A 15,675-nucleotide genomic window follows, 5' to 3' on the forward strand; every position below is an offset into this window, starting at 1 on the left:
CTGCATGGCGGGCCGGTCGATGTGCTTGCTTGTTTGGCCGCCTTAGCCTGACAACCCTGGAGTGTCTGGTTTGATCGTCTTCCGTTATCTGTCCCGCGAAGTCCTGTTGACCCTCAGCGCCGTAAGTGCCGTGCTGCTGGTCATCATCATGAGCGGTCGTTTCATCAAATACCTGGCGCAGGCTGCGGCCGGTCAGCTCGATCCGGGCTCGTTGTTCCTGATCATGGGCTTTCGTCTGCCGGGTTTCCTGCAACTGATTCTGCCACTGGGCCTGTTCCTCGGGATCCTGCTGGCCTACGGTCGCCTGTACCTCGAAAGCGAAATGACCGTGCTCTCGGCCACCGGCATGAGTCAGCAGAAGCTGTTTCGCATGACCCTGTTTCCGGCGACGCTGGTGGCACTGGTGGTGGCGTGGCTGAGCCTTGGCCTGGCTCCGCAGGGCGCCAACCAGTTTCAGCTGTTGCTGAACAAACAGGACGCGCTGACCGAGTTCGATACCCTCGAACCGGGCCGCTTCCAGGCGTTGCGTGACGGTACTCGAGTGACCTATACCGAAACCCTGAGCGACGATCGCGTCAATCTCGGCAGCGTGTTCATTTCGCAGAAGAACCTCGGCGCCGATAAAAAGGACCGCGGGATTTCCGTGCTGGTGGCCGAATCAGGCCGTCAGGAAGTTCACCCCGACGGCAATCGCTACCTGATCCTCGATAACGGTTACCGCTATGACGGCAGCCCGGGTCAGGCCGATTACCGCGCCATCCATTACGAAACCTACGGCGTGCTGCTGCCCAAGCCGGACGTCAGCGAAGAAGTCACCGATCGTGATGCGATGCCGACCTCGTCCCTGTGGGGCAGCGACGACATCCGTTCGAAAACCGAGCTGCAATGGCGCATGTCCCTGCCGTTGCTGGTGTTCATCGTGACCCTGATGGCGGTGCCGCTGTCGCGGGTGAATCCGCGTCAGGGGCGTTTCCTCAAGCTGCTGCCGGCGATTCTTCTTTATATGGCTTACCTGACCATCCTGATTGCCGCCCGCGGCGCCCTCGAAAAAGGCAAGATCCCGCCGGCCCTTGGCCTGTGGTGGGTGCACGCGATCTTCCTGCTCATCGGCCTGGGCCTGCTCTATTGGGAGCCGCTGCGCCTGAAGCTGGCCAGCCGTCGCAGCGCCGCGCTGGAGGTGGCCCGTGGTTAAACTCGACCGCTACATCGGCAGCAGCGTATTCATGGCGATCATCGCCGTGCTGGCGATCATTCTCGGCCTGGCGACGCTGTTTGCCTTCATCGATGAAATGGGCGACGTCAGCGACACCTACACTCTGGTCGATGTGCTCAGTTTCGTATTGTTGACCGCGCCGCGCCGCCTCTATGAAATGCTGCCGATGGCCGCTTTGATCGGCTGCCTGATCGGTCTTGGCAGCCTGGCCAGCAGCAGTGAGCTGACGGTCATGCGCGCTGCTGGCGTGTCGATCGGGCGTATCGTCTGGGCCGTGATGAAGCCGATGCTGGTGCTGATGCTCGCCGGCGTGCTGATTGGCGAATACGTCGCCCCGGCCACCGAGAGCATGGCCCAGGCCAATCGCTCGCTGGCCCAGGGCAGTGGCGACGCGCAAAGCGCCAAGCACGGTATGTGGCACCGTCAGGGTGAAGAATTCATCCACATCAACGCGGTGCAACCGAACGGTCTGTTGTACGGCGTGACGCGTTATCACTTTGACAAAGAGCGCCATCTGCTCAGCTCCAGCTTCGCCAAAAAGGCCGAGTTTGACGGCACCAAGTGGCAGCTCACGGACGTTGCCACCACGCTGTTCAAGGAGCGCAGTACTGAAGTCGTCAATACCCCGAGTGAGGAGTGGGACGTGGCGTTGAGCCCGCAACTGCTCAGCACCGTGGTCATGGCGCCGGAATCGCTGTCGATCAGCGGTCTGTGGGGCTACATCCACTATCTGGCCGAGCAGGGCCTGAGCAACGGCCGCTACTGGCTGGCATTTTGGGTCAAGGTGTTGCAGCCGCTGGTGACCGCCGCGCTGGTGCTGATGGCGATCTCGTTCATCTTCGGCCCGCTGCGTTCGGTGACCCTGGGCCAGCGTGTTTTCACCGGCGTGCTGGTGGGCTTCACCTTCCGCATCGTCCAGGATCTGCTGGGGCCATCGAGTCTGGTGTTCGGTTTCTCGCCGCTGTTTGCCGTGCTGGTGCCGGCCGGCGTGTGTGCGCTGGCGGGTGTCTGGCTGCTGCGCAGGGCCGGTTGATGAACATCTGTTCATCTTTGCCTTGAACCTCGAAAACGCCTCGGTCGCCAGACCGGGGCGTTTTTGCGTGTGATCCGGGTGACAGGCGAACGTGACGCTTGCGCCGTGTATCAGGTACAATTCCCGGCTATTTTTCGGCGGGCCAAGCCTGCAGCCTTTTTGAGTGTTGATCCGTGAGTGATTTGAGTCATATCCGCAATTTCTCCATCATCGCCCACATTGACCATGGCAAGTCGACGCTGGCTGACCGTTTCATCCAGATGTGCGGCGGCCTGGCCGAGCGTGAAATGGAAGCCCAGGTACTGGATTCCATGGATCTTGAGCGTGAACGCGGGATCACCATCAAGGCCCACAGCGTTACCCTCTATTACAAAGCCAAAGACGGCATCACCTACCAGCTGAACTTCATCGACACCCCGGGCCACGTCGACTTCACCTACGAAGTCAGCCGTTCCCTGGCCGCGTGTGAAGGCGCCTTGCTGGTGGTCGATGCGGGGCAGGGCGTTGAGGCCCAGTCCGTGGCCAACTGCTACACCGCCATCGAGCAGGGCCTCGAGGTCATGCCGGTGCTGAACAAGATCGACCTGCCTCAGGCCGAGCCGGATCGCGTCAAGGACGAGATCGAGAAGATCATCGGCATCGACGCTACCGACGCCGTCACTTGCAGCGCCAAGACCGGCCTGGGTGTCGACGAAGTGCTCGAGCGGCTGGTCCACACCATTCCCGCGCCAACCGGCAACATCGAAGATCCGCTGCAAGCGTTGATCATCGACTCGTGGTTCGACAACTACCTGGGCGTTGTCTCCCTGGTACGCGTGCGCCACGGCCGTGTGAAGAAGGGCGACAAGATTCTGGTCAAGTCCACCGGCAAGGTGCACCTGGTCGACAGCGTCGGCGTGTTCAACCCGAAACACACCGCTACTGTTGACCTCAAGGCCGGCGAAGTGGGCTTCATCATCGCCAGCATCAAGGACATTCACGGTGCGCCGGTCGGTGACACCCTGACCCTGAGCTCCACGCCAGACGTTCCGGTACTGCCGGGCTTCAAACGCATCCAGCCACAGGTTTACGCCGGTCTGTTCCCGGTCAGCTCCGACGACTTCGAGGATTTCCGCGAAGCGCTGCAGAAGCTGACCCTGAACGACTCGTCGTTGCAGTACACCCCGGAAAGCTCCGACGCCCTGGGCTTCGGCTTCCGTTGCGGCTTCCTCGGCATGCTGCACATGGAAATCATCCAGGAGCGCCTGGAGCGCGAGTACGACCTGGACCTGATCACCACCGCGCCGACGGTAATTTTCGAGTTGGTGCTGAAAACCGGTGAAACGATTTACGTCGACAACCCGTCGAAGCTTCCGGATGTGTCGGCGATCGAGGACATGCGCGAACCAATCGTGCGCGCCAATATCCTCGTGCCGCAGGAACACCTGGGCAACGTCATCACCTTGTGCATCGAGAAACGCGGCGTGCAGGTCGACATGCTGTTCCTCGGCAATCAGGTGCAAGTCACCTATGACCTGCCGATGAACGAAGTGGTCCTGGACTTCTTCGACCGTCTCAAATCCACCAGCCGCGGCTATGCTTCGCTGGACTACCATTTCGATCGTTACCAATCGGCTAATCTGGTGAAACTGGACGTGCTGATCAACGGCGACAAGGTCGATGCCCTGGCATTGATCGTGCACCGTGACAATTCGCACTTCAAAGGTCGCCAGTTGACCGAGAAGATGAAAGAACTGATTCCTCGTCAGATGTTCGACGTGGCGATCCAGGCCGCCATCGGTGGTCAGATCGTGGCCCGGACAACCGTCAAGGCGCTCAGAAAGAACGTATTGGCCAAATGCTACGGCGGTGACGTCAGTCGTAAGAAGAAACTGCTCGAGAAGCAGAAGGCCGGTAAGAAACGCATGAAACAGGTCGGCAACGTGGAAATTCCACAGGAAGCCTTCCTCGCCGTGCTCAGGTTGGAATAATCAGGTCCTATGTCGCTAAATTTCCCGCTGTTGCTGGTCATCGCCGTGTTCGTCTGCGGCCTGTTGGCGTTGCTCGATCTGCTGTTCCTGGCACCGCGTCGGCGAGCTGCCATTGCCTCTTATCAAGGCAGTGTCAGCCAGCCCGAGCCTGTGGTGGTCGAGAAGCTGAACAAAGAGCCGCTGCTGGTCGAATACGGCAAGTCGTTCTTTCCGGTGCTGTTCATTGTGCTGGTGCTGCGTTCGTTCCTGGTGGAGCCGTTCCAGATTCCATCCGGCTCGATGAAACCGACCCTGGACGTCGGCGACTTCATTCTGGTGAACAAGTTTTCCTACGGGATCCGTTTACCGGTGATCGACAAGAAGATCATCGAAGTCGGTGATCCGCAGCGCGGCGATGTCATGGTGTTCCGCTACCCGAGCGACCCGAACGTCAACTACATCAAGCGCGTGGTCGGACTGCCAGGTGACACGGTGCGTTACACCGCCGACAAGCGTCTGTTCGTCAACGGCGAATCGATTGCCGAGAAGATGGTCGGCGCCGAAGCGGGATCGCTGGGCAGCGCGGAGCTCTACCAGGAAAAACTCGGTGCAGCCGAGCACCTGATCCGCAAGGAAATGAGCCGCTACCGCGCCACTCCGGATCGTTCGTGGACGGTGCCTGCCGGGCACTACTTCATGATGGGTGACAACCGCGACAATTCGAACGACAGTCGCTATTGGGATGATCCGAACATTCCCAAGGACCTGCTGGGCATGGTTCCCGACCGCAATATCGTCGGCAAGGCTTTCGCAGTCTGGATGAGCTGGCCAGAGCCGAAACTCAGCCACCTGCCGAATTTCTCGCGGGTCGGCCTGATCAAGTAACCAAACACGGCGCTGTTGACCACAGCGCCGAATGCATTTCTGGAGCCGGCACAATCGGCTTCGCAATCGCCAGGATCTAATTTTTGAACACAGCGTTAATTGTCCCAGGCCTGCGCCGTACCCCGGCGGTGGCAGTGGAAACCAGCCACGAACTCAGCGTGGGTAAACCGTGAGCGTTTCTCTAAGCCGTCTCGAGCGCCAGCTCGGTTACACCTTCAAGGACCAGGAGCTGATGCTGCTGGCCCTCACGCACCGCAGTTTTGCCGGGCGCAACAACGAGCGTCTGGAATTCCTCGGTGATGCCATCCTCAACTTCGTCGCTGGCGAGGCGCTGTTCGATCGCTTCCCGCTGGCCCGCGAAGGCCAGTTGTCACGTTTGCGCGCACGGCTGGTAAAAGGTGAGACCCTGGCCGTACTGGCTCGCGGTTTCGACCTCGGCGATTATCTGCGCCTGGGTTCGGGTGAACTGAAGAGCGGTGGTTTCCGCCGTGAATCGATTCTGGCCGATGCCCTCGAAGCTCTGATCGGTGCGATCTACCTCGATGCCGGCATGGACGTTGCCCGCGAGCGCGTGCTGGCCTGGCTGGCCGGCGAATTCGAAGGCCTGACGCTGGTCGACACCAACAAGGATCCGAAAACCCGCTTGCAGGAACACCTGCAATCGCGCGGTTGCGAACTGCCACGCTATGAAGTGGTGGATATCCAGGGCGAACCGCACTGCCGTACCTTCTTCGTCGAGTGCGAAGTGGTCTTACTGAATGAAAAAAGCCGAGGTCAGGGTGTGAGTCGTCGTATTGCCGAACAGGTAGCGGCCGCCGCAGCACTGATTGCCCTGGGCGTGGAGAATGGCAATGACTGATACAAACGCAACTCGCTGTGGCTACGTTGCCATCGTCGGCCGTCCCAACGTCGGCAAGTCGACGCTGCTCAACCACATCCTCGGGCAAAAACTCGCGATCACCTCGCGCAAGCCGCAGACCACGCGGCACAACATGCTCGGCATCAAGACCGAGGGTGACGTGCAGGCGATCTACGTCGACACCCCTGGCATGCACAAGGGTGGCGAAAAGGCCCTGAACCGCTACATGAACAAAACCGCTTCGGCGGCGTTGAAAGACGTTGACGTTGTGATCTTTGTCGTCGACCGCACCAAGTGGACCGACGAAGACCAGATGGTTCTGGAGCGTGTGCAATACGTGACCGGCCCGCTGATCGTCGCGCTGAACAAGACCGATCGCATCGAAGACAAGGCCGAGCTGATGCCGCATTTGAGCTGGTTGCAGGAACAACTGCCGAACGCGCAGATCATCCCGATTTCCGCGCAGCACGGGCACAACCTCGAAGCGCTGGAAAAGGTCATCGCCGATCACTTGCCGGAGAATGATCACTTCTTCCCGGAAGACCAGATCACCGACCGCAGCAGCCGTTTTCTTGCCGCCGAACTGGTGCGCGAGAAAATCATGCGCCAGATGGGCGCCGAGCTGCCGTACCAGATCACCGTCGAAATCGAAGAATTCAAGCAGCAGGGCAAGACCTTGCACATCCACGCGCTGATTCTCGTCGAGCGTGACGGCCAGAAGAAAATCATCATCGGCGACAAGGGCGAGCGCATCAAGCGCATCGGCACCGAAGCGCGCAAGGACATGGAGCTGCTGTTCGACTCCAAGATCATGCTCAACCTGTGGGTCAAGGTGAAGGGCGGCTGGTCCGATGACGAGCGCGCGCTGCGTTCGCTGGGTTACGGCGATTTGTAAGTAGCGATCTCGAAAACACCGATACTCACTGTGGGAGCGAGCCTGCTCGCGAAGAGGATGTAACATTCAGCATCGATGTTGACTGTCACTCCGCTTTCGCGAGCAGGCTCGCTCCCACAGTAGTTTTGGGTTGTATGTAAAACCGCGTTTCTTCATCGAGAACTCAATGTCGCAAACCCCACCACCCGCCCAACCCGCCTATGTTCTGCACTCGCGCGCCTATCGCGAAACCAGCGCACTGGTCGATTTCCTCACGCCGCAAGGTCGGCTGCGGGCGGTGTTGCGCAGTGCGCGAGGCAAGGCCGGCACACTGGCGCGACCGTTCGTGGCGCTGGAGGTCGAGTTCCGTGGCAAGGGCGAGCTGAAGAATGTCGGGCGCATGGAGAGCTCCGGCACCTCGGCGTGGCTCAATGGCGAGGCGCTGTTCAGCGGTCTCTACCTCAATGAGTTGCTGATTCGCCTGTTGCCCGCGGAAGATCCGCATCCCGGGGTGTTCGATCACTATGCCGCGACACTGCTGGCGCTGGCAGAAGGTCGGCCGCTGGAGCCATTGTTGCGCTCCTTCGAGTGGCGGTTGCTGGATGATCTCGGCTACGGCTTTTCCATGAACACCGACATTCACGGTGAGCCCGTCGCTGCGGATGGACTCTATCGCCTGCAGGTCGATGCCGGACTCGAGCGGGTTTATCTGTTGCAACCGGGCCTGTTCAACGGCACCGAGCTGCTGGCCATGGCTGAAACCGACTGGTCGGCGCCCGGTGCACTCTCTGCGGCCAAGCGTTTGATGCGCCAGGCGCTGGCGGTGCATTTGGGCGGGCGTCCGCTTGTCAGTCGCGAGCTGTTTCGCAAGCCCTGATATGCTGTGCGCCGAATCTCTCAATCCAGGAGCGCATCCGTGACCAGCAGCAATCGCATTCTTCTCGGCGTGAACATCGACCACGTCGCCACCCTGCGTCAGGCCCGTGGCACGCGCTACCCGGATCCGGTCAAGGCGGCGCTGGACGCAGAAGAGGCGGGCGCCGATGGCATCACTGTGCACCTGCGTGAAGACCGCCGGCACATCCAGGAGCGCGACGTGCTGCTGCTCAAGGATGTGCTGCAAACGCGCATGAATTTCGAAATGGGCGTTACCGAGGAAATGATGGCGTTCGCCGAGCGCATCCGCCCGGCGCATATCTGCCTGGTCCCGGAAACCCGCCAGGAATTGACCACCGAAGGTGGTCTGGATGTAGCGGGGCAGGAGGAGCGCATTCGCGCTGCGGTCGAGCGTTTGTCGAAAATCGGCAGCGAAGTATCGCTGTTCATCGACGCCGACGAGCGCCAGATCGCCGCCTCCAAACGCGTCGGTGCGCCGGCTATCGAGCTGCACACCGGGCGCTACGCCGATGCCGAAACTCCCACCGAGGTGGCCGAAGAGCTCAAGCGTGTCGCTGACGGTGTGGCCTTTGGTCTGGCGCAGGGGCTGATCGTCAATGCCGGGCATGGCCTGCATTACCACAACGTCGAGGCAGTCGCGGCGATCAAGGGCATCAACGAACTGAACATCGGCCACGCGCTGGTGGCGCATGCGTTGTTCGTCGGCTTCAAGTCTGCCGTGTCGGAAATGAAAGCGCTGATCCTCGCTGCTGCCAAATCCTGAGCAGCTACACAAAACCCCTGTGGGAGCGAGCCTGCTCGCGAAAACGATGTATCAGTCAAAGATAATGTCGACTGACACGACGCTTTCGCGAGCAGGCTCGCTCCCACATGGGGTATGTGGTGTGGGTTAGAGCGGGGCGGGTTCCTGCGCTGGCTTTGACTTGTCGATCGCCGGCACATGCAGGTTGCCTTCGGCCACCTGGTCGCCCTCCAGCTGCGGCTGGGTCACCCAGGTGAGGATGTCGTAGTAGCGACGGATGTTCGCTACGAAATGCACCGGTTCGCCACCGCGGGCATAGCCGTAACGGGTCTTGCTGTACCACTGCTTCTGCGACAGGCGCGGCAGGATCTTTTTCACGTCCAGCCACTTGTCCGGATTCAGGCCTTCCTTTGCCGCCAGTTTGCGTGCGTCGTCCAGATGGCCGCTGCCGACGTTGTACGCGGCCAGGGCAAACCAGGTGCGGTCCGGTTCCTGGATCGAATCGTCGAGCTGATCCTTCATGTAAGCCAGGTACTTCGCACCGCCCATGATGCTCTGCTTGGGATCGAGGCGGTTGGACACGCCCATCGCCTGCGCGGTGTTCTGGGTCAGCATCATCAGGCCGCGGACGCCGGTTTTTGACGTCACCGTCGGCTGCCACAGGGATTCCTGATAACCGATGGCCGCCAGCAGGCGCCAGTCGACTTTCTCTTTCTTCGCGTAATTCTTGAAGTGCTGCTCGTATTTCGGCAGGCGTTGCTGCAGGTGCTGGGCGAAGGTGGTGGCGCCCATGTAACCGAGCACATCGACGTGGCCGTAATAGCGGTCTTTCAGGCGTTGCAGGGTGCCGTTTTTCTGCACCTTGTCCAGATAGGCGTTGATTTCGTTGAGCAGGCTGTTGTCCTCGCCCGGACCAACCGCCCAGCTCTGGCTGCGCGCGTCGCCAAGGTCGAAGGCCACGCGGATATTGGTGAAGTACACCTGGTTCATCGCCACTTCGTTGGAGTCGACCAGGGTCAGGTCAATCTGGCCCTCATCGACCATGCGCAGCAGATCGACCACTTCAACCGCGTCGGATTCTTCGTATTCGATGCCGGGAAATTTCTGTTTCAGCCCGGCCAGTTGCTCGGCGTGGGTGCTGCCCTTGAGCACGGTGATCTTCTTGCCGACCAGATCCGCCGGATCGGTCGGCCGCGACTGGCCGTTGCGGTAGATGATCTGCGGAGTCACTTCAAGATAGGAGTGGGAGAACCGCACCTGCTTCTTGCGTTCATCACTGCTGACCAGACCGGCCGCCGCGAGCACCGGGCCGTTGGGCTTGCCGACCTGATTGAACAGGACATCGAGATTGTCGGCGGTTTCGATCTTCAGCTCGACGCCCAAATCGTCGGCGAAACGCTTCACCAGCTCGTATTCGAAGCCGGTTTCACCGCTGCGATCCTGAAAGTAAGTGGCGGGGCTGTTGCGGGTAACCACGCGCAGCACACCGTCCTCCTTTACGCGCTCGAGTGTGTTGGGTTTATCAACACAACCACCGAGCATCAGGAAGAGTCCGGTTGCGATCAGCCATTTGGCGTATCGCGGACGCAAAGCCGTTGGGAAAAACATCTGCGCAGTATACGCAAACGGCCACGGGCGCCATATCTCGACAGCGTAGGACTAGTCTGCTAGCGATCACAAAACCGAACGAAATCCCTTGAATACGGGCTCTCAGGGCATTTTGTTACAGTAAAAATAAGCTGCGCTGAAACCCCCGATATACCTGACCCCGAAGGCAGAAACACAGATTGCTACCCGAGTGCAACCGTGCGTAGCGTTTCGAGTGATGTTGAGGGCGGTTTAGGCTAGAATGCACGGCCTCAAAGCACACCCCTTCCCGAGGCTGTCCCGAAGATGTTGATCCTGCGCGGCGCTCCTGCCCTTTCTGCCTTTCGCCACAGCAAACTCCTTGAGCAACTGAGCCAGAAGGTTCCAGCTGTCAGTGGCCTGTATGCTGAATTCGCTCACTTCGCCGAAGTCACCGGCGTCCTGACCGGCGACGAACAGCAGGTGCTAGCGCGCCTTCTGAAGTACGGCCCAAGTGTTCCGGTTCAAGAGCCGACCGGTCGTCTGTTTCTGGTGTTGCCGCGGTTCGGCACCATCTCGCCGTGGTCGAGCAAGGCCAGCGACATCGCCCGCAACTGCGGCCTGAGCAAGATCCAGCGCCTGGAACGCGGTATCGCCTTCTACGTCGCCGGCCAGTTCAGCGAAGCCGAAGCCCAGCTGATTTCGGACGCCCTGCATGACCGCATGACCCAGATCGTGCTGGCCAACCTCGAGCAGGCCGCTGGTCTGTTCAGCCACGCCGAGCCGAAGCCGCTGACTGCAATCGACATCCTCGGTGGCGGTCGCGCCGCGCTGGAAAAGGCCAACACCGAGCTGGGCCTGGCCCTGGCCGAAGACGAGATCGATTATCTGGTGAACGCCTTCAACGGTCTCAAGCGCAACCCGCACGACATCGAACTGATGATGTTCGCCCAGGCCAACTCCGAGCACTGCCGCCACAAGATCTTCAACGCCAGTTGGGACATCGACGGCCAGAGCCAGGAAAAAAGCCTGTTCGGCATGATCAAGAACACCTATCAGATGCACAGCGAAGGCGTGCTGTCCGCTTACAAGGACAATGCTTCGGTGATCGTCGGCAACGTTGCCGGCCGCTTCTTCCCGAACCCTGAAACCCGCCAGTACGGCGCGGTGCAGGAGCCGGTGCACATCCTGATGAAGGTCGAAACCCACAACCACCCGACCGCGATCGCTCCGTTCCCGGGCGCATCCACCGGTTCCGGCGGCGAAATCCGTGACGAAGGTGCAACCGGTCGTGGCGCCAAACCGAAGGCCGGCCTGACCGGTTTCACCGTATCGAACCTGCAGATCCCGGGCTTTGAACAGCCGTGGGAAGTGCCGTACGGCAAGCCTGAGCGCATCGTCACTGCCCTGGACATCATGATCGAAGGCCCGCTCGGCGGCGCTGCGTTCAACAACGAATTCGGTCGTCCGGCCCTGACCGGCTACTTCCGTACCTTCGAACAGTCGATCAGCACGCCGCACGGTGACGAAGTGCGCGGTTACCACAAGCCGATCATGCTCGCCGGCGGCATGGGCAACATTCGTGAAGAGCACGTCAAGAAAGGCGAGATCGTCGTTGGCTCCAAGCTGATCGTGCTCGGCGGCCCGGCGATGTTGATCGGTCTCGGTGGCGGCGCGGCTTCGTCGATGGCCACCGGCACCAGCTCGGCGGATCTGGATTTTGCTTCCGTACAGCGTGAAAACCCTGAAATGGAGCGTCGCTGCCAGGAAGTCATCGACCGTTGCTGGCAACTGGGTGACAAGAACCCGATCAGCTTCATCCACGACGTCGGCGCGGGCGGTCTGTCCAACGCCTTCCCGGAACTGGTCAACGACGGCGACCGCGGTGGCCGTTTCGAACTGCGCAACATCCCCAATGACGAGCCGGGCATGGCCCCGCACGAAATCTGGTCGAACGAATCCCAGGAACGTTACGTGCTGGCGGTCGGCCCGGAAGACTTCGAGCGCTTCCAGGCGATCTGCGAACGCGAGCGTTGCCCGTTTGCTGTCGTCGGTGAAGCCACCGCCGAACCGCAGCTTACTGTCACGGATAGCCACTTCGGCAACAACCCGGTGGACATGCCACTGGAAGTGTTGCTGGGCAAGGCGCCGCGCATGCACCGTTCGGTGGTTCGCGAAGCCGAGCTGGGTGATGACTTCGATCCGTCGGACCTCGACATCAGCGAATCCATCGAGCGCGTTCTGCATCACCCGGCCGTGGCGAGCAAGAGCTTCCTGATCACCATCGGCGACCGCACCATCACCGGCCTCGTTGCCCGTGACCAGATGGTCGGCCCATGGCAAGTGCCGGTGGCCGACGTTGCCGTCACCGCCACCAGTTTCGACGTCTACACCGGTGAAGCGATGGCAATGGGCGAGCGTACTCCGCTGGCTCTGCTGGACGCCCCGGCCTCCGGCCGCATGGCTATCGGCGAAACCATCACCAACATTGCCGCGTCGCGGATCAACAAGCTCTCCGACATCAAACTGTCGGCGAACTGGATGTCGGCGGCCGGCCACCCGGGTGAAGACGCGCGTCTGTATGACACCGTGAAAGCGGTCGGCATGGAGCTGTGCCCGGAGCTGGGCATCACCATTCCGGTGGGCAAGGACTCGATGTCCATGGCCACGCGCTGGACCGACAACGGCGAAGACAAGACCGTCACCTCGCCAATGTCGCTGATCGTCACCGGTTTCGCGCCAGTGGCTGACATCCGTCAGACCCTGACCCCGGAACTGCGCATGGACAAGGGCACCACCGACCTGATCCTGATCGACCTCGGTCGCGGGCAGAACCGCATGGGGGCGTCGATCCTCGCGCAAGTCCACGGCAAACTCGGCCAGCACGCGCCGGATGTCGATGACGCCGAAGACCTGAAGGCCTTCTTCGCGGTGATCCAGGGCCTCAACGCCGACGGTCACCTGCTGGCCTACCACGACCGTTCCGACGGTGGTCTGCTGACTTCCGTGGTGGAAATGGCCTTCGCCGGCCACTGCGGTCTGAGCCTGAACCTGGACAGCGTTGCCGAATCCTCATCGGAAATCGCCGCGATCCTGTTCAACGAAGAACTCGGCGCGGTGATCCAGGTTCGTCAGGACGCTACCCCGGACATCCTCGCGCAGTTCAGCGCCGCCGGTCTGGGCGACTGCGTGTCGGTGATCGGTCAGCCGATCAACAATGGCCAGATCAACATCACCTTCAACGGTGACACGGTGTTCGAAGGCCAGCGTCGTCTGCTGCAGCGTCAGTGGGCCGAGACCAGCTATCAGATCCAGCGTCTGCGCGACAACGCCGACTGCGCCGAGCAGGAATTCGACGCGCTGCTGGAAGAAGACAACCCGGGCCTGAGCGTCAAGCTCAGCTACGACGTCAACCAGGACATCGCCGCGCCGTACATCAAGAAAGGCATCCGCCCACAGATTGCCGTGCTGCGTGAGCAGGGCGTCAACGGTCAGGTGGAAATGGCCGCGGCGTTCGACCGCGCCGGTTTCAGCGCGATCGACGTGCACATGAGCGACATCCTCGCCGGTCGTGTCGACCTCAACGAGTTCAAAGGCCTGGTGGCCTGCGGTGGTTTCTCTTACGGCGACGTACTCGGCGCCGGTGAAGGCTGGGCCAAGTCGGCGCTGTTCAACAGCCGCGCCCGCGATGCGTTCCAGGGCTTCTTCGAGCGTAACGACAGCTTCACCCTGGGCGTGTGCAACGGTTGCCAGATGATGTCCAACCTGCACGAGCTGATCCCGGGCAGCGAGTTCTGGCCGCACTTCGTGCGCAACCGCTCCGAGCAGTTCGAAGCGCGCGTGGCGATGGTGCAGATCCAGGAATCGAACTCGATCTTCCTGCAGGGCATGGCCGGTTCGCGCATGCCGATCGCCATTGCTCACGGTGAAGGTCATGCCGAGTTCGCCAGCGAAGAAGCATTGCTGGAAGCCGATCTGTCCGGTTGCGTGGCGATGCGTTTTGTCGACAACCACGGCAAGGTCACCGAAGCCTACCCGGCCAACCCGAACGGCTCGCCGCGCGGGATTACCGGCCTCACCAGCCGTGACGGTCGCGTGACGATCATGATGCCGCACCCGGAGCGGGTGTTCCGCGCAGTGCAGAACTCGTGGCGTTCGGAAGACTGGAACGAAGATGCACCGTGGATGCGCATGTTCCGTAATGCTCGTGTGTGGGTTAACTAAGCGTCGTGTACAAGCTGGCGTTTTTTGTTCCTGACAGCCATGTCGAGGTGGTCAAGGGCGCCGTATTCGCTGCTGGTGGTGGGCGGATCGGTGACTATGACCACTGTGCGTGGCAGGTGCTTGGCTCTGGTCAGTTTCGGCCTTTGGATGGCAGTCAGCCGTTTATTGGCGAAGCAGGGCAGGTTGAGCGGGTTGAGGAATGGAAGGTTGAGCTTGTGGTGGCGGATGAGTTGATCGTGGCTGTTGTGGCGGCGTTGAAACTCAGTCATCCGTATGAGACGCCGGCTTATGAGGTGTGGCGGTTGGAGGATTTCTGATCTTCTTTGCTGCTTGAACGGGAAACTCGCAGATGAGTGATTGTCTGCGGGTTTTTTGTTGGGCTTGGTTTTATGTTGATTTGGGTGAATATCCGTTGCTTCGGTAGCGGCTGCTGGCGGTTTCGCCTGACGGCGACTCACTTTTTTTACAAACGCCTAAAAAAAGTAAGCAAAAAAACGCTTGCTCCTGCGTTCGGCCCTCGCAAGCTCGGGTTCCTTCGCTGCGGGATCGATCCTGGCGCAGCGGCTCCGGTTTGCTTCGCTGCACCTCCTTCCGCTGTGTACGACTGCGTCGTACGGTCGCTGCGCTCCCACGCCCGGATCAATCCCTCCACTCAGCCTTCCGACGTCGCCCGTGGATCAAGATCAAAGGCACTCGAGCTTGCGCTCATTGTGTAGGAGCCGCCGAAGGCTGCGATCTTTTGATCTTTCCTTTGCTTTTCTGTGGGAGCGAGCCTGCTCGCGAAGGCGGCCTGACAGCCGACCTGTTTCTTCCTGATGTATACCGCCTCCCTTGTAGGAGTGAGCCTGCTCGCGATGAGGCCCATCCATGCGCCCGAGAACTTGAAATTGTTTAAATCCGGTACCTAATAACCAGAATCTTCCCACAAGGTTTTCAGGTTGTCCGTCGGACGTGCGAGCTCTAGTCTTTTCCCGTCGCTGCGAATCAGCGACCGGGAGTGAGATCCCCGGATAGCTTGCAACTGGCGCCAGCACCACGATAATTGGCGCCAGCTCAATCTGTTGCCTGCTTTATGGCGGCTGTGTGCGGGCAGACTTCGGTCTGGCCGGTTGCCTGCTCCGGTGGATCTCACCTCGCACATAGCTGCCACCTATTCGCCGCGTGAGATCCGGCGATTGATGGTTGCCCATTAGCGTCAGCAGGAGAAACATTGTGGATAAAATCTTTCCCGACCCACCCCTCGACTCAACCACCCCCCTCGAACAAACCATCCGCGCCGACGACCTCGCGAAAAACCGCGAAGCGATCAAGCGCGCTCTGGATTTTTACCTGTGCCCGCAACCGAGCAAGGCGCACCCGCCCGGCACCATGTTCCTCATCCAGCCCGAGATCGACACCGAAACCCTGCTTGCCCTTGGCCAAAAAAACCACTG

The 15,675-nt window shown here is 60.5% G+C and carries 11 protein-coding genes and 1 pseudogene; 11 read left to right on the forward strand and 1 reads right to left on the reverse strand.

Annotated elements, in window-relative coordinates; translation table 11 throughout:
• Positions 1-70: 70 nt before the first annotated feature.
• The 8 genes from lptF (at position 71) to pdxJ (ending at position 8,473) form a co-directional block, all read left to right on the forward strand.
• On the forward strand, positions 71-1,192 hold the full coding sequence (lptF, locus tag GXB78_RS15025; RefSeq protein ID WP_329515939.1) for an LPS export ABC transporter permease LptF: 1,122 nt from the start codon (positions 71-73) through the stop codon (positions 1,190-1,192).
• Positions 1,185-2,246: an LPS export ABC transporter permease LptG gene (lptG, locus tag GXB78_RS15030; protein ID WP_329515940.1), complete on the forward strand. Its 1,062-nt coding sequence runs from the start codon at positions 1,185-1,187 to the stop codon at positions 2,244-2,246. The genes lptF and lptG overlap by 8 nt, the downstream gene beginning before the upstream one ends.
• Before the next feature lie 173 nt (positions 2,247-2,419).
• Positions 2,420-4,216, forward strand: coding sequence for a translation elongation factor 4 (gene lepA / locus GXB78_RS15035; protein ID WP_016771564.1), 1,797 nt, complete (start codon positions 2,420-2,422; stop codon positions 4,214-4,216).
• A 9-nt stretch (positions 4,217-4,225) separates the two neighbouring features.
• A complete protein-coding gene (gene lepB, locus GXB78_RS15040; RefSeq protein ID WP_258640550.1) occupies positions 4,226-5,080 on the forward strand; it encodes a signal peptidase I in 855 nt (284 codons plus the stop codon).
• A 169-nt stretch (positions 5,081-5,249) separates the two neighbouring features.
• Positions 5,250-5,939 carry a ribonuclease III gene (gene rnc / locus GXB78_RS15045; RefSeq protein ID WP_024011703.1) on the forward strand — a complete coding sequence of 230 codons (690 nt, stop codon included), beginning with the start codon at positions 5,250-5,252 and terminating at the stop codon, positions 5,937-5,939.
• Positions 5,932-6,834, forward strand: coding sequence for a GTPase Era (era, locus tag GXB78_RS15050; RefSeq protein ID WP_016771562.1), 903 nt, complete (start codon positions 5,932-5,934; stop codon positions 6,832-6,834). Before rnc ends, era begins: the two co-directional genes overlap by 8 nt.
• 166 nt (positions 6,835-7,000) lie before the next feature.
• Entirely contained in the window at positions 7,001-7,690 is a 690-nt protein-coding gene (gene recO / locus GXB78_RS15055; protein ID WP_329515941.1) for a DNA repair protein RecO, read from the forward strand.
• Positions 7,691-7,729: 39 nt separating this feature from the next.
• Positions 7,730-8,473 (forward strand): pyridoxine 5'-phosphate synthase, encoded by a 744-nt coding sequence (gene pdxJ, locus GXB78_RS15060; protein WP_076566005.1) that lies wholly within the window; start codon positions 7,730-7,732, stop codon positions 8,471-8,473.
• A 126-nt stretch (positions 8,474-8,599) separates the two neighbouring features.
• On the opposite strand, the gene mltF is transcribed toward pdxJ, so the two are convergent.
• Complete coding sequence (mltF, locus tag GXB78_RS15065) at positions 8,600-10,060, reverse strand: membrane-bound lytic murein transglycosylase MltF (protein ID WP_329515942.1); 1,461 nt, start codon at positions 10,058-10,060, stop codon at positions 8,600-8,602.
• A 285-nt stretch (positions 10,061-10,345) separates the two neighbouring features.
• On the opposite strand from mltF, the gene purL reads away from it, so the two are divergent.
• From purL to GXB78_RS15080, 3 genes and pseudogenes are all read left to right on the forward strand, one after another.
• Positions 10,346-14,242: a phosphoribosylformylglycinamidine synthase gene (gene purL / locus GXB78_RS15070; RefSeq protein WP_329515943.1), complete on the forward strand. Its 3,897-nt coding sequence runs from the start codon at positions 10,346-10,348 to the stop codon at positions 14,240-14,242.
• A gap of 5 nt (positions 14,243-14,247) precedes the next feature.
• Positions 14,248-14,559, forward strand: coding sequence for a Nif3-like dinuclear metal center hexameric protein (locus tag GXB78_RS15075; protein ID WP_095050948.1), 312 nt, complete (start codon positions 14,248-14,250; stop codon positions 14,557-14,559).
• Positions 14,560-15,454: 895 nt separating this feature from the next.
• A pseudogene (locus GXB78_RS15080) lies at positions 15,455-15,655 on the forward strand (DUF6124 family protein); the annotation flags it as partial.
• Positions 15,656-15,675 lie beyond the last annotated feature (20 nt).

Source organism: Pseudomonas moraviensis subsp. stanleyae (genome assembly GCF_036283065.1).
Classification (GTDB): domain Bacteria; phylum Pseudomonadota; class Gammaproteobacteria; order Pseudomonadales; family Pseudomonadaceae; genus Aquipseudomonas; species Aquipseudomonas stanleyae.

Coding starts and splice junctions, on each gene's coding strand:
- lepB (WP_258640550.1), top strand. CDS start 4,226: ATGTCGCTAAATTTCCCGCTGTTGCTGGTCATCGCCGTGTTCGTCTGC.
- era (WP_016771562.1), top strand. CDS start 5,932: ATGACTGATACAAACGCAACTCGCTGTGGCTACGTTGCCATCGTCGGC.
- recO (WP_329515941.1), top strand. CDS start 7,001: ATGTCGCAAACCCCACCACCCGCCCAACCCGCCTATGTTCTGCACTCG.
- mltF (WP_329515942.1), bottom strand. CDS start 10,060: ATGTTTTTCCCAACGGCTTTGCGTCCGCGATACGCCAAATGGCTGATC.
- purL (WP_329515943.1), top strand. CDS start 10,346: ATGTTGATCCTGCGCGGCGCTCCTGCCCTTTCTGCCTTTCGCCACAGC.